Annotated in this window: 14 protein-coding genes; 13 read left to right on the top strand and 1 reads right to left on the bottom strand. The window is 58.9% G+C overall.

Annotated elements, in window-relative coordinates:
* Positions 1–132 precede the first annotated feature (132 nt).
* From L6D81_RS07605 to L6D81_RS07560, 10 genes are all read left to right on the top strand, one after another.
* Positions 133–978 (top strand): phosphatidylinositol-specific phospholipase C domain-containing protein, encoded by an 846-nt coding sequence (locus L6D81_RS07605; RefSeq protein ID WP_236178544.1) that lies wholly within the window; start codon positions 133–135, stop codon positions 976–978.
* Positions 979–1,053: 75 nt separating this feature from the next.
* Complete coding sequence (locus L6D81_RS07600; protein ID WP_236178543.1) at positions 1,054–1,959, top strand: AraC family transcriptional regulator; 906 nt, start codon at positions 1,054–1,056, stop codon at positions 1,957–1,959.
* Between the two features lie 226 nt (positions 1,960–2,185).
* Positions 2,186–3,496: an ABC transporter substrate-binding protein gene (locus tag L6D81_RS07595; RefSeq protein ID WP_236178542.1), complete on the top strand. Its 1,311-nt coding sequence runs from the start codon at positions 2,186–2,188 to the stop codon at positions 3,494–3,496.
* Between the two features lie 156 nt (positions 3,497–3,652).
* Positions 3,653–4,579 carry a carbohydrate ABC transporter permease gene (locus L6D81_RS07590; protein ID WP_236178541.1) on the top strand — a complete coding sequence of 309 codons (927 nt, stop codon included), beginning with the start codon at positions 3,653–3,655 and terminating at the stop codon, positions 4,577–4,579.
* A gap of 8 nt (positions 4,580–4,587) precedes the next feature.
* Positions 4,588–5,418 carry a carbohydrate ABC transporter permease gene (locus tag L6D81_RS07585; protein ID WP_007957423.1) on the top strand — a complete coding sequence of 277 codons (831 nt, stop codon included), beginning with the start codon at positions 4,588–4,590 and terminating at the stop codon, positions 5,416–5,418.
* A 23-nt stretch (positions 5,419–5,441) separates the two neighbouring features.
* Positions 5,442–6,545, top strand: coding sequence for an ABC transporter ATP-binding protein (locus L6D81_RS07580; protein WP_236178540.1), 1,104 nt, complete (start codon positions 5,442–5,444; stop codon positions 6,543–6,545).
* 16 nt (positions 6,546–6,561) lie between these two features.
* On the top strand, positions 6,562–8,034 hold the full coding sequence (locus L6D81_RS07575) for a mannitol dehydrogenase family protein (protein WP_236178539.1): 1,473 nt from the start codon (positions 6,562–6,564) through the stop codon (positions 8,032–8,034).
* A gap of 147 nt (positions 8,035–8,181) precedes the next feature.
* Positions 8,182–9,678, top strand: coding sequence for a xylulokinase (gene xylB / locus L6D81_RS07570; protein ID WP_236178538.1), 1,497 nt, complete (start codon positions 8,182–8,184; stop codon positions 9,676–9,678).
* A gap of 13 nt (positions 9,679–9,691) precedes the next feature.
* A complete protein-coding gene (locus L6D81_RS07565) occupies positions 9,692–10,630 on the top strand; it encodes a carbohydrate kinase family protein (protein WP_236178537.1) in 939 nt (312 codons plus the stop codon).
* 44 nt (positions 10,631–10,674) lie between these two features.
* Entirely contained in the window at positions 10,675–11,295 is a 621-nt protein-coding gene (locus L6D81_RS07560; protein ID WP_085610228.1) for a transglycosylase SLT domain-containing protein, read from the top strand.
* Positions 11,296–11,353: 58 nt separating this feature from the next.
* Here the strand turns inward: L6D81_RS07560 and L6D81_RS07555 are convergent, their stop codons facing one another.
* The gene (locus L6D81_RS07555) at positions 11,354–12,655 is read right to left on the bottom strand and encodes an OprD family porin (RefSeq protein WP_236178536.1); all 1,302 of its coding nucleotides are present in this window, start codon (positions 12,653–12,655) and stop codon (positions 11,354–11,356) included.
* Between the two features lie 361 nt (positions 12,656–13,016).
* Between L6D81_RS07555 and L6D81_RS07550 the strand changes: the two genes are divergently transcribed.
* From L6D81_RS07550 to L6D81_RS07540, 3 genes are read left to right on the top strand one after another with little or no spacing between them, the layout of a single operon-like run.
* The gene (locus L6D81_RS07550; protein ID WP_236178535.1) at positions 13,017–15,065 is read left to right on the top strand and encodes a type VI secretion system Vgr family protein; all 2,049 of its coding nucleotides are present in this window, start codon (positions 13,017–13,019) and stop codon (positions 15,063–15,065) included.
* Entirely contained in the window at positions 15,056–15,913 is an 858-nt protein-coding gene (locus L6D81_RS07545) for a DUF4123 domain-containing protein (protein ID WP_236178534.1), read from the top strand. The genes L6D81_RS07550 and L6D81_RS07545 overlap by 10 nt, the downstream gene beginning before the upstream one ends.
* 29 nt (positions 15,914–15,942) lie before the next feature.
* Positions 15,943–19,494: a LysM peptidoglycan-binding domain-containing protein gene (locus L6D81_RS07540; protein WP_236178533.1), complete on the top strand. Its 3,552-nt coding sequence runs from the start codon at positions 15,943–15,945 to the stop codon at positions 19,492–19,494.
* Positions 19,495–19,497: the final 3 nt, after the last annotated feature.

Below are 19,497 nucleotides of genomic sequence, written 5' to 3'. Positions count from 1 at the left end.
ACAATCATCAACAAATTGCATCAACACTCACGTAGCCAGCCAATGATTTAAACCCTATAAACATCCTGCAAGTGGCTCTTCAAGCAACTAACATACCGCCACTTTTTTTGATCACTTATGCAGGATGCACTAATGGCAACTTCCAACTGGATGAGTACGACCCCCGACATCGACGCTCTGAACATCTGCGAACTGACACTGCCCGGCACTCACAACGCGGGCAGTGACTGGCGCGCCACCTATCCGTTTTTTGGCCCTCCACGTCACTGGCTGGCGTGTCAGCACGATACTTTTCATGCACAACTGAACCACGGCGCCCGTGCGCTTGACATTCGTTTGAAATATGAACCCAGTGGTGAAGGACCTCGGAAGTTCGTCATGCACCACAACGGCCATACCAACTCCCGAACGCTGAGAGACCTGGCCACCGACATAAACAACTTTCTTGCAAACAATCCGGATGAATTCATTGTCCTGGACTTCCACAACCTGGAGGGCGATGACTTCGATTTCGAATACTTCAACAACACGATTCTCAACTTGCTGGGAGACCGTCTTGTACCTCGCGCCAACCAGTCCCTCACACTTCGGGAACTAAAAGGCATCAGTCCGAAACAGCGTGTTTTTGCCGCTGCAAGATCGCACTGGAAATTCGACTACAGAGTATTCCACGATCAAATCAGTCATAAATGGTCCGGAAACGGCATTACCAACCCTGATGAATTGCGGCAATTCATTGAGAAAGTGATGGAAAACCCGCCAGGCACATGGAATGTCTGGTCGTTATCCGCCACCAGCTATACCGTCCTTGGTGGTCCCGTCGACATACATGACGAGCTGAACAAATGGTTCGACCTGGATAACAGTGACTGGGCATTGAAATGCAACATCATTAACGTCGACTTTCTCGAGGAGTCGGATCTGGTGGAATTTTGCCGCGTCGCCAACGTGTTCAAAGCCCGCCAACGCGCTGCCTGACCCGCAACGGAAACTGGCGCAACGCGCGCGCAAAGAGGCATGATCGCCGGGCGATAACAAAAAAAGCACAAGATCATGACCCGAACCGTCCGCGTCACCGACCCCTCGTATGAATTGATGGATGACCACAACGGGTTGTCCATCATCTATCGCCAGCACGGCTTTCCCTGCCCGCTGGTGCGCTGGCACTTTCACAAGGAATACGAGCTGCACCTGATCGTCGCCAGTTCGGGCAAGGTGTTCATTGGCGACTACATCGGCAACTTCTACCCGCAGACGCTGTTCCTCACCGGCCCGAATCTGCCGCACAACTGGATCAGCCAAGTGGCCGAAGATGAAGTGGTCGAGAAACGCGACATGCTGGTCAACTTCACCGATGAGCTGTTCGAAAGCGGCCATCAGGTATTCGCCGAACTCAAGACCCTGGCGCCGCTGCTCGAGCGTGCGCAATACGGCATCGAATTCCGCTCCCCGCAGACAATCCGTCAGGCCATGACCCTGATGCAACGCATCGCCGATTCAAACGGCATCACCCGTCTCGGGCACTTTTTCATCCTGATGGAATTGCTGGCGGCCTGCGACGACTACCAGCTGCTGTCCGGCGCAACCACGCCGCAACTGGCCGACGAGCACAACATCGACCGCACCAACCGCGCGGTGGATTACATTTTCGCCCACTACGCCCGCGAGTTGCCGCTGGAGGAAGTCGCCGAGCACCTGGGGATGAAGCCGACCTATTTCAGCCGCGTGTTCAAGCAGGCCACCGGGCGTAATTTCATCGAATTCGTCAACCGACTGCGCATCAGCAAATCCTGCGAACTATTAGCCGATGGCGACAAGCCGGTGACCGAGGTGTGTTTCGAGTCGGGCTTCAACAATATTTCCAATTTCAACCGGCGTTTTCAGCAGCTCAAAGGCATGACGCCTTCGCATTACCGGCGGCTGGTGGCGCAGCGCCTGACCGAACAAAACCACGGCTGAGCGCGTAAAACCTGTACGCATTCATGCCCGCCGCCCTGCTGAAATGCCCTTCCCTGCGTTTATCACGCCAATCCCGAGTGCAAAAAAGTATCGATTCAAGTGCTAGGGATGATTTGTCAGCCCTGCTTTAGAAGGCTGTAATCAGTGCACAGTCTTCCCCCGCTGGAAGAACACAAAAACAATAACTGTCCTTCTGCCCCCACCGGGTGCAGAAAAGGAGTGCACGATGCAACCCACTGCAAAAGCTCTGCTGGCCCTCACCTGCATGACCCTCAGCAGCGTCAGCCTTGGCGCCCAGACCCTGACCATCGCCACCGTCAACAACAGCGACATGATCCGCATGCAAAAGCTCTCGAAAACCTTCGAGACCGAGCATCCGGATATCAAGCTCAATTGGGTGGTGCTGGAAGAAAACGTCCTGCGTCAGCGCCTGACTACCGACATCGCCACCCAGGGCGGGCAGTTCGACGTATTGACCATCGGCATGTACGAAGCCGCACTCTGGGGCGCCAAGGGCTGGCTCGAACCGATGAAGGATCTGCCGGCCAGCTACGCCCTCGACGATGTGTTCCCGTCGGTGCGCGAAGGCCTGTCAGTCAAGGGTTCGCTGTACGCCCTGCCGTTCTACGCCGAAAGCTCCATCACCTACTACCGCACCGACCTGTTCAAGGAAGCCGGCCTGACCATGCCCGAGCGTCCGACCTGGGAACAGATCGCCGGCTTCGCTGAAAAACTCACCCACAAGGACAAGGAACAGTACGGCATCTGCCTGCGCGGCAAGGCCGGCTGGGGTGAAAACATGGCACTGATCACCACCGTGGCCAACGCCTATGGCGCGCGCTGGTTCGATGAGCAGTGGAAACCGGAATTCAACGGCCCGGAGTGGAAAAACGCGCTGAACTTCTACGTCGACACCATGAAGAAGTCCGGCCCGCCGGGTGCCTCCAGCAACGGTTTCAACGAAAACCTCGCGCTGTTCAACAGCGGCAAGTGCGCGATCTGGGTCGATGCCAGCGTCGCCGGCTCGTTCGTCACCGACAAGACCCAAAGCAAGGTCGCCGATCACGTCGGCTTCACCTACGCACCGCATCAGGTCACCGACAAGGGCTCGGCGTGGCTGTACTCGTGGGCACTGGCGATTCCGACCAGTTCCAAGGCCAAGGATGCCGCCAAAGCATTCAGCGCCTGGGCCACCTCCAGGGAATACGGCGAACTGGTCGCCAAGACCGATGGCATCGCCAACGTTCCGCCGGGCACCCGCGCCTCGACCTACAGCGATGCTTACATGAGCGCCGCGCCGTTTGCCAAGGTCACGCTGGAATCGCTGAAAGCGGCTGACCCAAGCAAACCGACCCTCAAACCGGTGCCTTACATCGGCATCCAACTGGTGACCATTCCTGAATTCCAGGGCGTGGGCACTCAGGTCGGCAAGCTGTTCTCGGCAGCGCTGATTGGCCAGACCACGGTCGACCAGGCTTTGACCGCCGCGCAGCAAACCACCGAACGCGAGATGAAGCGCGCGGGTTATCCGAAGTAATCCTGCGAAAAGCTACTCCTGACTCCTGTGTGAGCGAGCTTGCTCGCGAAAGCAATCTGACATTCAACATGGATGTCGACTGAAAGTCCGCTTTCGCGTGCTGGCGCGCTCCCACCGGGGATCTCCATAGGTCTGTATGACTCGGTTGTGATCGCCATGAATACTTCAACTGCCAAAGCCCACATCGACCTGTCGCAGCCCCGGCGCAAAAGCCGGGTGGCCAATCCCGGCTGGTTTCTGGTCAGCCCTTCGGTGGCCCTGTTGCTGCTGTGGATGATCGTGCCGCTGGGCATGACCGTCTATTTCTCGATGATCCGCTACAACCTGCTCGACCCCGGCGTTAACGAGTTCGTCGGGCTGGAAAACTTCACCTACTTCCTGACCGACTCCGGCTTCATTCCCGGCGCCACCAACACCTTGCTGCTGGTAGGCAGCGTGCTGCTGATCAGCGTGGTGTTCGGCGTGTTGATCAGTGCGTTGCTGGAGGCCAGCGAATTCTTCGGCCGCGGCATCGTGCGGGTGATGCTGATTTCGCCGTTCTTCATCATGCCCACCGTCGGAGCACTGATCTGGAAGAACCTGATCTTCCACCCGGTATCCGGGATCCTCGCCTACCTCTGGAAGCTGTTCGGCGCGCAGCCGGTGGACTGGCTGGCGCACTACCCGCTGCTGTCGATCATCATCATTGTGTCGTGGCAATGGCTGCCCTTCGCGATCCTGATCCTGATGACCGCCATGCAGTCCCTCGACCAGGAACAGAAGGAAGCTGCCCGCCTCGACGGCGCCGGCCCGATCGCGATCTTCTGGCACCTGACCCTGCCGCACCTGGCGCGGCCGATTGCGGTGGTCGTGATGATTGAAACCATCTTTCTGCTGTCAGTGTTCGCCGAAATCTTCACCACCACCAACGGCGGCCCCGGCTACGCCTCGACCAACCTCGCCTATCTGATCTACAACCAGGCGCTGGTGCAGTTCGACGTCGGCATGGCCTCGGCCGGCGGGCTGATCGCCGTGGTCATCGCCAACATCGCCGCGATCATTCTGGTGCGGATGATCGGCAAAAACCTGACTGACAAAGCCTGAGGCCTGCCATGACTCTTCAACAATCCCGCCGGCTGCAAAGCCTGCTGCTCGGCACGCTGGCCTGGGCCATCGCGATCATCATTTTCTTCCCGATCTTCTGGATGGTGCTGACCAGTTTCAAGACCGAAATCGACGCCTTCGCCACGCCACCGCAGTTCATCTTCACCCCGACGCTGGAGAACTACCTGCACATCAACGAGCGCAGCGACTACTTCAGTTTCGCCTGGAACTCGGTGGTGATTTCCTTCAGCGCTACCGCTCTTTGCCTGCTGATCGCAGTGCCGGCGGCCTACTCGATGGCGTTCTACGAAACCCAGCGCACCAAAGGCACGCTGTTGTGGATGCTCTCCACCAAGATGCTGCCGCCGGTGGGCGTGCTGATGCCGATCTACCTGCTGGCCAAGAGTTTCGGCCTGCTCGACACGCGCATCGCGCTGATCGTGATCTACACGCTGATCAACCTGCCGATCGTGGTCTGGATGGTTTACACCTACTTCAAGGACATTCCCAAGGACATCCTCGAAGCCGCCCGCCTTGACGGCGCCACCCTCGCCCAGGAAATGCTCCGCGTGCTGCTGCCGATCGCCAAGGGCGGCCTCGCGTCGACCGTGCTGCTGTCGCTGATCCTGTGCTGGAACGAGGCGTTCTGGTCGCTGAACCTGACTTCGTCCAAAGCCGCGCCACTGACCGCGTTGATCGCCTCCTACTCAAGCCCCGAAGGGTTGTTCTGGGCCAAGTTGTCGGCCGTTTCGACCCTGGCGTGCGCACCGATCCTGATCTTCGGCTGGATCAGCCAGAAACAACTGGTGCGCGGCCTGTCGTTCGGCGCCGTCAAATAAGAATTCGCAAAAGGAGCGCCACCATGGCCAACCTGAAAATCAAGAATCTGCAAAAAGGCTTCGAAGGTTTTTCCATCATCAAGGGCATCGACCTTGAGGTGAACGACAAGGAATTCGTGGTGTTCGTCGGCCCGTCGGGCTGCGGCAAATCCACCCTGCTGCGACTGATCGCCGGCCTTGAAGAAGTCAGTGGCGGCACCATCGAACTGGATGGGCGCGACATCACCGAAGTCAGCCCGGCCAAGCGCGATCTGGCGATGGTGTTCCAGACCTACGCGCTGTACCCGCACATGACCGTGAAGAAAAACATGTCGTTCGCCCTCGATCTGGCCGGCGTACCGAAAGCCGAAGTCGAGAAAAAAGTCGGCGAAGCGGCGCGCATTCTCGAACTGGGGCCGATGCTCGAGCGCAAGCCGAAACAGCTGTCCGGCGGCCAGCGTCAACGCGTAGCCATCGGCCGGGCAATCGTGCGCAACCCGAAAATCTTCCTGTTCGACGAACCACTGTCCAACCTCGACGCCGCCCTGCGGGTGCAGATGCGCCTGGAACTGCTGCGCCTGCACAAAGATTTGAAAGCCACGATGATCTACGTGACCCACGATCAGGTCGAGGCCATGACCATGGCCGACAAGGTCGTGGTGCTCAATGCCGGCAAGATCGAGCAGGTCGGCTCGCCGCTGGAGCTGTATCACCACCCCGCCAACCTGTTCGTCGCCGGCTTCCTCGGCACGCCGAAAATGGGCTTCCTCAAAGGTCAGATCGCCCGTATCGACGGCGCGAGCTGCGAAGTCTCGCTGGACGCCGGCACCCGCATCACCCTGCCGTTCAACGCGGCGAACCTGAGCGTCGGCAGCGCCGTGACCCTGGGCATTCGCCCGGAACACCTGGAACTGGCGCAAGCGGGCGACTGCACCCTGCAAGTCACCGCCGACGTCAGCGAGCGGCTGGGCAGCGACACCTTCTGCCACGTCAAGACCAACGCCGGCGAAGCCCTGACCATGCGCGTGCGCGGTGATCTGGCGAGCCGTTACGGCGAACAACTGAACCTGCACCTGGACGCTGCCCACTGCCATCTGTTCGATGCCGACGGCGTGGCGCTGACCCGCCCGTTGCGCGCGGCCGCCTGACTTCGAGACTGACCCGATGAAACTGAACCAGCAAAACCTCAATCGCCTGGCCGCCGAAGTGCAACTGCCGGCCTACAGCCTCAGCGATACCCGTCAAGGCATCGCCCACATTGGCGTCGGCGGTTTCCATCGCGCGCATCAGGCGTATTACACCGACGCGCTGATGAACACCGGCGAAGCGCTGGACTGGGCCATCTGCGGCGTCGGCCTGCGCGCCGAGGACCGCCGCGCCCGTGATGACCTCAAGGAGCAGGACTACCTGTTCACCCTGTTCGAACTGGGCGACAGCGACGACACCGAAGTCCGCGTCATCGGTGCGATCCGCGACATGCTGCTGGCCGAAGACAGCGCCCAGGTGCTGATCGACAAACTCGCCGATCCGCAGATCCGCATCGTCTCGCTGACCATCACCGAGGGCGGTTATTGCATCGATGACAGCAATGGCGAGTTCATGGCACACCTGCCGCAGATTCAGCACGACCTGACTGACCCGCAACAGCCGAAAACCGTGTTCGGCTTCCTCTGTGCCGCGCTGGCCAGGCGGCGTGCGGCGGGCATTGCGGCGTTCACGGTGATGTCCTGCGATAACCTGCCGCACAACGGCGCGGTGACCCGCAAGGCGCTTCTGGCCTTCGCCGCGCTGCTCGATCCGGACCTGCGCGACTGGATCGACGCCAACGTCAGCTTCCCCAACGCCATGGTCGATCGCATCACGCCGATGACCAGCACCGCCCATCGCCTGCAACTGGCGGACAAACACGCCGTCGACGACGCCTGGCCGGTGGTTTGCGAGCCCTTCGTGCAATGGGTGCTGGAAGACAAATTCGTCAACGGTCGTCCGGCCTGGGAAAAGGTCGGCGTGCAGTTCACCGACGATGTTTCCCCCTACGAAGAGATGAAGATCAAACTGCTCAACGGCAGCCATCTGGCGCTGACGTACCTGGGCTTTTTGAAGGGATACCGCTTCGTTCACGAAACCATGAACGACCCACTGTTCGTACGCTACATGCGCGCCTACATGGACCTGGACGTGACCCCGCAACTGGCGCCGGTGCCGGGCATCGACCTGACCGAGTACAAGGACACGCTGGTGGCGCGGTTTTCCAATCAGGCGATTGCCGATCAGCTTGAGCGTGTTTGCTCCGACGGCTCGTCGAAGTTTCCCAAGTTCACCATTCCGACGATCAACCGGTTGATTACCGATGGGCGCGAGACCAAGCGGGCGGCGCTGGTGGTGGCGGCCTGGGCGCTTTACTTGAAGGGCGTGGACGAGAATGGCGACACTTACTCGATTCCGGATCCTCGGGCGGCGTTCTGTCAGGGGTTGGTGGCGCAGGATGCTTTGATCACTGAGCGGCTGTTGGGGGTTGAAGAAATCTTCGGTACAGCGATACCGCGTTCGCCAGAATTTGTCGCAGCCTTTGAGTGGTGCCTGAACAGCTTGCGCGAAGAAGGCGTAACTCGAACTCTCGAACACCTGTTGACCTGATCGTTCCCACGTCGAGGCGTCGAACCGTCCGCGTGGGAGTGCATCAATGGACGCTCTGCGTCCGCTGTTGAATGGGGACGCGGAGCGTCTCCCGGGCTGCATTCCCACGCAGAGCGTGGGAACGATCTGGATCTTCGTGGAGCGCACATGAATAACCAACAACTCTTCCTCGGCATCGACTGCGGCACCCAAGGCACCAAAGCCATCATCCTCGACGCCACCAGCGGTCAGGTCCTCGGCCAGGGCGCTGCCGCGCACACGATGATCAGCGGCGCCAACGGCCGTCGCGAACAAGACACCGCGCAATGGCTGGAGGCCTTCGCCCTCGCCACTCGCCGCGCCCTGCTGGCGGCGAATGTCGACGGTCAATCGATCCTCGGCATCGGCGTCTCCGGCCAGCAGCACGGGCTGGTACTGCTTGACGATCAAGGCCAGGTGCTGCGCCCGGCCAAGCTCTGGTGCGACACCGAAACCACGGCAGAGAACGATCAACTGCTCGCTCATCTCGGTGGTGAGCAAGGCTCGCTGGAACGCCTCGGCGTGGTCATCGCACCGGGTTACACGGTGTCGAAACTGTTGTGGACCAAGGAACAGCATCCAGAAGTGTTCTCGCGCATCGCGCGGATCCTGCTGCCCCACGACTACCTGAATTTCTGGCTCACCGGCCGTTCGTGCAGCGAATACGGCGATGCATCCGGCACCGGGTACTTCAACGTGCGCACCCGCCAATGGGATTTGCAGCTGCTGCGTGACATCGATGCCAGCGGTCGTCTGCAAGCCGCGCTGCCGGAGTTGATCGACGCTCATCAAGCGGTCGGCACGATCCTGCCGGCGATTGCCGAACAGCTGGGTATCAACCCCAACGCAGTGGTGTCCAGCGGCGGCGGCGACAACATGATGGGCGCCATCGGCACCGGCAATATTCAGCCGGGGGCGATCACCATGAGCCTCGGTTCTTCCGGCACGGTGTACGCCTACGCCGAGGCGCCGAAGGTCAGCCCGGATGCATCGGTCGCGACTTTCTGTTCCTCGAGCGGCGGTTGGCTGCCGTTGATCTGCACCATGAACCTGACCAACGCCACCGGCGCGATCCGCGAATTGTTCGACCTCAATCTCGATGCCTTCAACGCCTTGGTGGCCCAGGCTCCGATCGGCGCCGAGGGGGTGAGCATGTTGCCGTTCCTCAATGGCGAACGCGTGCCGCCCCTGCCCCACGCCACCGGCAGCCTGCACGGCCTGACCATCGATAACCTGACCCAGGCCAATCTGTGCCGCGCCGCTGTCGAAGGCACCACCTTCGGCCTGCGTTATGGACTGGATCTGTTGCGCCAGAATGGTTTACAAAGCCGCAGCATTTGCCTGATCGGCGGCGGTTCGAAAAGCGCGATATGGCGGCAGATCGTCGCCGACATCATGAACACCCCGGTGATCTGCACCGAGCAGAGCGAAGCCGCCGCCCTCGGTGCGGCGATTCAGGCGGCGTGGTGCACGTCGTGGTCGAACGGCCACGAAGACACCCTGGCCGCCCTGTGCGAGCGCTGCGTGAAGCTCGACCTGAACAGTGAAACCCTGCCGATCACCGCGAATGTCGCGGCCTTCCAGCAGGCCTATGAACGCTATCGACTGCATGTCGCAACCTTATAAAGAGCAAACAACTATGTACCTGGTGTGTGGCGAAGCACTGTTCGACTTCTTCAGCGAAGACGATGCCGGCGGGCAGGCATCGAAAGTCAATTTCAAGGCGATTGCCGGTGGCTCGCCGTTCAACGTGGCGGTGGGTTTGCGTCGGTTGGGCGTTGATTCGGCGCTGTTCGGCGGGTTGTCCACCGACTACCTCGGCCGACGCTTGCAGCAGGTGCTGCAGGATGAAGGCGTCCGCCCGGATTACCTGGTGGATTTCGCCGCGCCGACCACCCTGGCGATGGTCGCGGTGGGCGCCAATGGCTCGCCGCATTACAGCTTCCGCGGTGAAGGTTGCGCCGACCGGCAGTTGAGCCTGGCGCACCTGCCAACGTTGGGCCCTGAAGTGCGTGGCTTGCACTTCGGTTCGTTCTCGCTGGTGGTGCAACCGATTGCCGACACGTTGCTTGCGTTGGTACAGCGCGAAAGCGGCAAACGCCTGATCAGCCTCGACCCGAACGTGCGCCTCAACCCCGAGCCGAACATCGACCTGTGGCGCGAGCGGATCGCCACGCTGGTGCCGTTGGCGGACCTGATCAAAGTCAGCGACGAAGATTTGAGCCTGCTGTATCCCGAGCAAGACCCGCAACGCGTCATCGAAGGCTGGCTGCAGCATCGCTGCCAGGTGGTGTTCCTGACCCGTGGCGGTGAAGGCGCAACAGTCTTCAGCCGCGCTCACGGCTCATGGTCGGTGCCCGCCTCTTCAGTGAAGATCGCCGACACCGTCGGCGCCGGCGATACCTTCCAGGCCGCGTTGATCACTTGGCTGACCGAGCATGAGCTGGATTCGGTGGAAGGCGTGCAGCACCTCAGTCGCGAACAGATCGACGGCATGCTCAGGTTTGCCGTACAGGCCGCCGCCCTTACATGCAGCAAAACAGGTCCGGATTTGCCTTATCGCCACCAGTTGACCTGAGCGCGTAGACTGGCGCCCTTTTTTGCACGACGGGATGACGGCTTTTGAATTCGCGGCGCACGGTTGGACTGTTGGTATTGGCGGCACTGTTGACCGGTTGCGGAACATCGCCGCCGCGTTCGCCGGAAAACCTCTGCGAGATTTTCCGCGAAAAGAGTGATTGGTACGACGCGGCGCAAGTCACGCAAAAGCGCTGGGGCGTACCGATCCAGGTGCCGTTCGCGATCATGTATCAGGAGTCCGGCTACCGCTACGACGCCAAGACGCCGCGTAAATACCTGTTGTGGGTGATCCCGTGGGGTCGGGTTTCGACGGCCTCGGGCTATGCGCAGGCCAAGGATGAGGTCTGGTCCGACTACCAGAAAAGCACCGGCCGCTATGGCGCCGACCGCGAAGACTTCGATGACGCCATCGACTTCGTCGGCTGGTACATGGACAAGACCACCTCGATCAACGGCGTGTACAAGTACGACGCCTACAACCAGTACCTCAACTATCACGAAGGCTGGGGCGGTTTTCGCCAGAAGACCTACGCCAGCAAGGCGTGGCTGATGCCGGTGGCACGCAAGGTGCAGAACCGCTCGGACATGTACGGTCAGCAATACGCAGCGTGCAAGGATGATCTGAATCGCGGGTTCTGGAGCCGGTTCTGGCATTGGCTCTGATCCCAAGCCGAAAAAAAACCATCACGAGTTAACTCGCGATGGTTTTTTCGGCCCGGATTTACAACACCGAAAAGTTGTAACTCACAATCAACCGGGTCTCATCCACGTCCCGGGCAAACTTCTCGTAGTTCGTCCGATACGTCGCATTACGCAAACGCAGGCTCACGTCCTTGAACGTCCCGGTCTGGATCACGTACTTCAGTTCGCTGTCGCGCTCCCACTCTTTGCCTTCCTGATCGCTGCCCGGGACCTTGATGTGATCGCCGTTCACGTAACGGGTCAGGAAGCTCAGGCCGTTGATGCCAATCGCCTTGAAGTCATAGTCGTAACGCAGTTGCCACGAACGTTCCTGGGCGGCGGCGAAGTCGTTGACCTGCACGTAGTTCACCAGGTACGGGTTGCTGCCATCCAGATACGGCATCGAGTTGTCGCCGTTCATGCGCTGCCAACCGGCGCTGAAGGTGTGGCCGCTGATGCCGTAGGACAGCATGCCGCTCAACGCCCGGTTGTCGATTGAGCCGGCTTTCGCATCGCCGCTGTCGGCGCTTTTCAGCAAACGCAGATCGGCTTTCAGCACACCGTCACCCAGCGGCTGATTGGCCAACAGACCCACGAAGTGCTGGCGATAGATGTCTTCCAGCTCGGCGTAGTGATATTGCGCGGTCAGGCGATCATTGATCTTGTAGTCGAAGCCGTACATGTCGAAATGATCGGCGGTGGTGTTGCAGGCGTAGCGCTTGTTCTTGCAGTGCACGCGGATGTCTTGCGAATCGGTGGAGTCCCGGGCGGTGTACTTGTCCAGGCGTGCGGCCATGAAGGTCAAATCCTTCACCTCTTTGGAGGTCAGCATCGCACCGTTGAACATCGTCGGCAGCAGACGGCCATCGTTGTACTTGAGCAGCGGCAGATCCGGCAGCAGCGCGCCGTATTTCAGCACCGTGTCCGAGACTTTGACCTTGGCGGTCAGGCCCATCTTCGCGTACTGACCTTTCGAACCGCGCGGATTCTCGCCGCTGGACGGCAACAGGCCGCTGTTACTGCGGTCCGGGCTGGAATCGAGCTGAAAACCCGCCATGCCCAGCGCATCAATGCCGAAACCGACGGTGCCTTCGGTGTAGCCCGATTGCAGATTGAGAATGAAACCCTGCGCCGACTCTTCGCGCTTGGACGCGCCCTGATCACTGGAGGTGTGCCCGTCACGGAAATCGCGGTTGAAGTAGACCGTGCGCGATTCGATCTTCGCCGTGGTGTCTTCGAAAAAACCGCTGGCCTGGACCTGCGCGGTAAAACCGGCGCACAGCACAAAGGCTCCGAAGCCAAGCGAATGGCGCGGGGTGATGAGGGGAAATGGGGGACGCATTGAAAACTCCAACAGAACAACGATTGCGCTGGGCGCAAACAACCAAAAACAGCTCCCGTCCCGGAACAGTGAAGCACCGTGAGGAAGTGAATACGCGGGGGTGAACGGCAATGATGGCAGATGGCTTTGACGTGCTACAGGCGACTTTAGTCTGAAACTGACTGGTTGTTCCCGGACGCGGTATTCAGCGTTCGCGACAGATTGGTTCGTCCGCAAGTGCCTGTTTTACTGGGCCAAACCGTGGGCCTAAGGGTTTTCCCTATGGCTTCGGGCCTGTGCATCTACGGCATTTGCGCCTTGAACGAGGCGGTTTAATCCTGCACCATCCGCCCACGCTAATCCAAAGGACGGAAATCAAGGCATGCTGGACGCCAATGCTACCCACATTACCCTCACGCTCGAAGGCGCTTCAGCCGACCTGCAAGTCCTCAGCTTTACCGGTCGCGAAGCCCTCAACGAACCGTTCCGTTTCGACCTCGAACTGGTCAGCGCCCGTCCCGACCTCAACCTTGAAGAACTCCTGCACAAGCCTGGCTGCCTGACCTTCGGCGCCACTGGCGAGGGCAAGATTCACGGCCTGGTGTATCGCATCGAGCAAGGCGATTCCGGCAAGACCCTGACCCGTTACAGCCTGAGCCTGGTGCCGCAACTGGCCTACCTGCGGCACAACCATGACCAGCAGATCTTCCAGCAACTGACGGTGCCGAAGATCATCGCCCGCGTCCTGGAAGATCGCGGGATTCTGGCCAACGCCTACAGCTTCCAGCTCGGCGCCGAATACCCGGAACGCGACTACTGCGTGCAGTACGACGAATCCGACCTGCATTTCATTCAGCGCCTGTGCGAAGAGGAAGGCATTCACTTCCACTTCCAGCACAGCAGCAGCGGCCACAAACTGGTGTTCGGCGACGACCAGACCGTGTTCCGCAAACTGAAACCGGTGAACTATCAGCAAGACTCCGGCATGACCGCCGACAAACCGGTGATCAAGCGTTTCAACCTGCGTCTGGAAACCCGCACCAGCCGCGTCAGCCGCCGTGACTACGATTTCGAAAAACCGAAGATCCTGCCCGAAAGCGCGGTCAAATCCGCGTTCATGCCAGACCTGGAAGACTACGACTACCCCGGCCGCTTCACCACGCGCGAGCGCGGCAAGTTCCTCTCGACCCGCGCGCTGGAGCGCCATCGCAGCGACTACAAACTCGCCGAAGGCAAAGGTGACGAACCGACCCTGACCAGCGGCCACTTCATGACCCTGGCCGAGCACCCACGCGCCGAGTGGAACGATTTGTGGCTGCTGTTGGAAATCTTCCACGAAGGCAAACAGCCGCAAGTGCTGGGCGAAAACGTCACCAGCGACGTCACCGACAACAAGAGCGATTTCCACCAGGGCTACCGCAACAGCTTCGTGGCCACCCCGTGGGACGCCCACTACCGCCCTGCCCTCGAACACCCGAAACCGAAAGTCCTCGGCAGCCAGACCGCCATCGTCACCGGCCCTGCCGGCGAAGAAATCCACTGCGACCAGTACGGCCGCGTGAAAGTGCAATTCCACTGGGACCGCGAAGGCCAGGCCGACGACAAGACCACCTGCTGGCTGCGCGTCGCCAGCGGCTGGGCCGGCGCAGCCTACGGCGGCATCGCCATTCCACGGATCGGCATGGAAGTGCTGGTGACCTTCCTCGAAGGCGACCCCGACCAACCACTGGTGACCGGCTGCCTGTACCACAAAGAAAACGTCGTCCCCTACGACCTGCCGGCGAACAAGACCCGCAGCACCTTCAAGACCCTGAGTTCACCGGGCGGCAAGGGCTATAACGAGTTCCGCATCGAAGACAAGAAAGGCGCAGAACAGATCTACCTCCACGCCCAGCGCGACTGGGACGAGAACATTGAGCACGACCAGAAGATCCGGGTTGGCAACGAGCGGCATGACACCGTCGAAGCCAACACCTACAGCGAGTTCAAGGTCGAAGAACACCGCATCACTCACCTGGATCGCATCAGTGAAATGCGCGCCAACGATCACCTGACCGTCGCCGTGACCCAGCACCTCAAGGTCGGCACGGCGCAACTGGTCGAAGCGGGAACCGAGATCCACTACTACGCCGGCCAGAAAGTCGTGATCGAAGGCGCCATGGAACTGACCGCCAAGGCCGGCGGTAGCTTCGTTAAAGCCGATGCCGGCGGCGTGACCATCAGCGGCGCCGAAGTGAAGATCAACACCGGCGGCGCGCCGGGCGTGGGGACACCGGCAGCGCCGTTGTTGCCGGGGCCGATGAAGGTGGTGGATGCGGATAAGGCTGGGAAAGCACCGCTGCCCGCCCGCCTGAACGAATCAGGCATCACACCGCTGTGCGGAAAACAGAGTAACGGCGCTTGCAGCCGTAAGGATTGCACATGCATGTAAAAGCGCTGAGTGCTTTGCTGGAAGAGCCTCGCTACAACTTCTCGGACCTGCCGGCAGCGAACCCATCGCTGTGTTTCATCATCGACCAGGGGCTTCAGCCACAAGCCATGAGCCGGCTCTACCGGGTGGGTGAGCCCGTAGTTTGCGAAGGGCTGTTTTTCCGAACGGAATTCGTCGAGATACCCGATGGCCCCTTGTGGCTGGTCGCCCCCCGAGGCAGCAAACTGGCTGCAGAAGCTGCAAAACTCTGCGAAGAACACTTTTCGGGAATTGCGATCTCGACACCCGACCCGGAAAAAGCCCTGGCTCATGCACGCTGGCTGCTCAAAGCCAACGACGGTTCCGGAGGGCAAAGCTTGCTGAGTTACCACAAGCCGAGCCTGTGGGCAGCACTGGCCTACACCGCCGAAAAGGCCTTCGATCAGTTGTTGGGGTGTTGGTCGGCCGTTTACGCCCCCGCGCCAGGAAACTTTGGCCAGCAACGTGGTCCATGGTTAGCCTGGATGGCTAACGCGGAATCGACATGGTCGGGTGACCAGGCGGCATTCAACCTTCCGATGGCGGCCGCGCAAGTTCAGGCGCGCCTCGGATGGGTGTATTGGGTGGATGAAGAGTACGAGGCGTTTGGCGAACCCGGCGAGGATCGTTTGAACGATATTGCTGACAATCTCGATCTGCTGCTCAACAACAACATTTATGACGGCGACCACCTGCTCAAACTGGGTCATGCCGTAAACGGTCCACTGTTTGAAACACAGCCTGAGATCATGGCGATCCTGCAATCAAAGGACGAGTCGTTTATCAAAGTAGATCGGCTCCTGGAATCAGCCGCCGTCGCCCAACGTTAACGGCGACGCGACAACAGAACGGAATCACCATGGAAATCACGAATCACGCCGTCATGCCCGGCGAAACCCTGGGCCAGATTGCCTCGCGCTACAACAGCACCGTGGCGCAACTGCGCCAACTCAATCCCTTCATTACCAATCCGAACAACGTCAAGGTCGGATGGAATCTGAGCGTACCGAAAAGCGCGCAAGCCGCGTCAGCCAAACCGGCTTCTCAGGCACCCGCTGCGTCTCAAGCGCCCGCACAGGCATCCACCAATCCGCCGGCTCAGTGTTCGGCCGAAGACCTGGTTGAACTGGACCCCGTCAAGGACGCTCCAGAGGGGTCCTCAAAAACCTACAAACCCTTTGCCCGTGCGTGCGATAAAACGTATGCCAGCGCCATTTATGCAACAGAGGAACAAGAGTTCTGGCTGCTGCCTGAGCGTGCGGTGTCTGCCATTAAAGAATCGATGTTCGCCCTGGAGAAAATGATTGCGCCGAACAAGACCCGCGATGCGCGCCTCAACGGGCTGCAGGAGTCAGGTCTGCTCGAGTACTTCCTGGAACCCAAGTTGAGCAACTTCCTCACAGGCGCAAAGCGTGCCCGCATGGAAGAGTTCGAAGCGATGGGCGATGAGATCGAAATCGATCCCGCCACCGCCAAAAAGAGACAGAACGAAGCCAATCGAAACAAACCCGCGGCGGCTCCCGCGCAACCTCCTCAGGAAGACACCGCGCAGTCTCGTATGGACCGTTTGAATGCGGACATCGCAGGTCAGGAAAGTATCCGCAAAGAATTTGTCGACTTTCACAAACGGCGGGCTGAATGGCTTGCGCTGAAAAAAGAGGCTGTAGCGGCCGCAAAGCTTGAAGGCTACTCCTACGAAAGCGGGACGCTGTACTCCAAGGATGCCATTGAAGCCCGTGCCCGCGTGCAAGCGTATCTCGAGGCCCGGAAAAAGCTATTCGCCAATAAAGACTTCAAGCAGGTGTCACTCGAAGATGTCGCCAAGGCCCTTGCTGAAAAGAAAAAAAGTTACGAGAACATCTGCACCGGCATGACCGACTGCACCGCCGACCTCTTCGCTTACGTTTACACGTTGCACAAGAACGCCGACGCGCTGAATTACCACGATTACACCGAATCCATTATCAGAGTTTCAGAATACGGTATCGCGCTTCCAGAGTTCGCGCTGATCAGTGATGGCCTGCCATCGGGCATTGCGCAATTCAAGTTGTACATGGACACCGAGAAGAAACAGGCGGAAATAACTGCACAGCTCCAGGAAAAATACAAACGCTGGATCGAAGCCACCGGACAAAATGCCCAGGCACCGGCGGGCCTTGTTGACGTCGAGCGAGCCGAGTGGGATCGCCTGCAGAAAATCAAGGAAGACCTGCAGGCAACAGCCCAGCGGAATGTGATCGCGGCCAAACCGGGACGACATCTGATCTGGGAACCGGAAGAGTTCCAGCCCAAACCCGTCGACCGCATGGTTAAACCCGGTTTTCCTTTGCGTGAAGTCAGCCTCTCGGATGCCAAGGGCACGCCTCTGGGCTGGTTCAGCATGACGAACCTGAAAGACTTCAAAAAAATCATGGCGGAGGATGCACAAAAAGCCAGTCGCTCCTACAAGAAGATGGGCGAAAGCTTACCGACCGATGCCACGGAAGACTCGGATAAAAACAGCGAAACCAGTTCGTTCCGCCAGTGGCTTATCGCGCAGGGCGCGATGAAGTTCAGCGATCAGACAGGTGACTGTTTTGATGAAAAAGGCTGGTTCAAGGCCAATGACTTTTACGCTTATCTGAAAAAACAGGGCTACAAAGTCACTGAGTTGGAAAACAGTGCAACATTGACCAGTTGGGGGAAACACCTTCAGCAACTGGTCTTCAAGAAAAGTGTGCGCGGCAAAATCCGACTGTTCGATAACAGCCCTCAGGCTCAATTCGTCCGCTGCCTGACCCCTCCCCAGCCAAGCATTCACGGTGAAGTGAAGCTGGAAGGTCCGAAAATGAGCGCCGCCGAAGGCTTTCAGATGTCGGCCAACATGGGTTTGAGCCTCGACCTGGCCCGCGGCGAAGTGCAGTTGATGAAGGTCGACATGCCCGCCAAGGAAAGCGCCAAAGACATCACCCTGGATTACCTTTTGGACGGCAAAGCCCAGCAGATGAGTTTTGGCCGATTCTCCTTTCACTTTGGTGTAAAGGCCTGGGGCTACGCTGGCGCGTCGCTGTTGCTGGCCGGTACCGTCGAGTTGAACCCCATCCTCGGCAACGTCAAATACGGAGCCTCCCTCAGCCCCGTCAAACGCGCACAGCGCGAGGACGCCTCGGCCAAAGAAGAACGTGCAGATCACGATGCGGCCAAGAAGGCCAAGGCCGACAGCGGTGACAACAGCCCTACCCCCGACCTTGAACACAAATCAACGTCCGGTACCTATGTCGATACCAAAAGCACAGACCAGGTACTCACCGGCAAAAAAGCCAATGTGCAAATTGAAAACGGGGCAAAGGCCACCTTCAACGTTTTCGGAGGTCTGCAAGCGGCCATCGAACTCACCGGCGCATTGAACTGGGCCCCACCCAAAGACCTCGTCGCACTGCGCACTGCACCCACCATGGGTATCGGCAGTGACAAAGACGCGAAAAAAACCAACCCATGGCTGACCCTCGCCAAGCTGAGTGGGTCTGTAGGGGTTGCGCTGGGTGCGGGATTCCAGGGAACCGCGCAGATATCCCTCGATAACGGGCGATTTATTCTTAACTTGAAAGCGGCAGTGGTACTGGGGCCAGGTGCTAACGGCAGCTTTAAGTTCGAGATTGGGTATGAGGCGGTGGTTGACATCATCAACTTGTATCGAAAAGAACTGCATAAAACCAAAGGCCGTAAAGTCGAATGGATGGACCCAGAGGCAAGTGAATATGCTTCAGCGCTCAACGCATTGGGCGCCGCAGGGTTGAATGTGGCGATGGCGTATATGATGCGTTGGGATGTTGTGATGAGTCTGTATGAAGCGTTGACTCGGAGTGGCAAGGGGGGGCCGATTGCGGACACAATCATGTATTACAGTGACAAAAAAGCTCTTGAGGAATGGTGCATCAATGCCATTCCGGATGCTCTAGGGCCCTTGTTCAGAACCTTAATTAGCACTCCGGAAGCGTTCACTATCACTGCGGCATCAGGAACTAATGGAGTAGCTGATGAAAAGCGGGTGTACAACCAAGCTGAGGCTCACGTTCTGCAACAAAAAGCCATTGAACGAATTCTTGATTGGATCGTTACCAACGCAAAAAAAACGAACACTATCGACAAAGCACAAAGTCAGTTTGAGTTTGCATGCATGTCTATGAACGAATTCGGCATAAAAGATACTAACGCAAAAATGTCTTACTGCAAAAATCGGATGCTACTGGATAGCTTCATGTCCGAAAGCGTACGCGCGCTCTTCGATGACACCGGCGTTGAAGCCCGAAAATACTACAAGTCCCATGTAAAATTGCTTGGCGCCAATTCTGCCGAGTTCTGCGAACAAAACTATATCCCGCAGCCCAACTACTCTCCTAGCGGCGCAACACCATTTTTAAAGAGTTATTAATAA

This window comes from Pseudomonas sputi (genome assembly GCF_021603585.1).
In the GTDB taxonomy this organism is placed as follows: domain Bacteria; phylum Pseudomonadota; class Gammaproteobacteria; order Pseudomonadales; family Pseudomonadaceae; genus Aquipseudomonas; species Aquipseudomonas sputi.
The sequence above is the reverse complement of the archived record's forward strand: the minus strand, read 5'-3'. Positions and strand labels throughout refer to the sequence as shown.

Bases quoted from the DNA above. Each gene is read 5' to 3' on its own strand.
- L6D81_RS07605 (WP_236178544.1), top strand. From the start codon at position 133: ATGGCAACTTCCAACTGGATGAGTACGACCCCCGACATCGACGCTCTG.
- L6D81_RS07600 (WP_236178543.1), top strand. From the start codon at position 1,054: ATGACCCGAACCGTCCGCGTCACCGACCCCTCGTATGAATTGATGGAT.
- L6D81_RS07595 (WP_236178542.1), top strand. From the start codon at position 2,186: ATGCAACCCACTGCAAAAGCTCTGCTGGCCCTCACCTGCATGACCCTC.
- L6D81_RS07590 (WP_236178541.1), top strand. From the start codon at position 3,653: ATGAATACTTCAACTGCCAAAGCCCACATCGACCTGTCGCAGCCCCGG.
- L6D81_RS07585 (WP_007957423.1), top strand. From the start codon at position 4,588: ATGACTCTTCAACAATCCCGCCGGCTGCAAAGCCTGCTGCTCGGCACG.
- L6D81_RS07580 (WP_236178540.1), top strand. From the start codon at position 5,442: ATGGCCAACCTGAAAATCAAGAATCTGCAAAAAGGCTTCGAAGGTTTT.
- L6D81_RS07575 (WP_236178539.1), top strand. From the start codon at position 6,562: ATGAAACTGAACCAGCAAAACCTCAATCGCCTGGCCGCCGAAGTGCAA.
- xylB (WP_236178538.1), top strand. From the start codon at position 8,182: ATGAATAACCAACAACTCTTCCTCGGCATCGACTGCGGCACCCAAGGC.
- L6D81_RS07565 (WP_236178537.1), top strand. From the start codon at position 9,692: ATGTACCTGGTGTGTGGCGAAGCACTGTTCGACTTCTTCAGCGAAGAC.
- L6D81_RS07555 (WP_236178536.1), bottom strand. From the start codon at position 12,655: ATGCGTCCCCCATTTCCCCTCATCACCCCGCGCCATTCGCTTGGCTTC.
- L6D81_RS07550 (WP_236178535.1), top strand. From the start codon at position 13,017: ATGCTGGACGCCAATGCTACCCACATTACCCTCACGCTCGAAGGCGCT.
- L6D81_RS07545 (WP_236178534.1), top strand. From the start codon at position 15,056: ATGCATGTAAAAGCGCTGAGTGCTTTGCTGGAAGAGCCTCGCTACAAC.
- L6D81_RS07540 (WP_236178533.1), top strand. From the start codon at position 15,943: ATGGAAATCACGAATCACGCCGTCATGCCCGGCGAAACCCTGGGCCAG.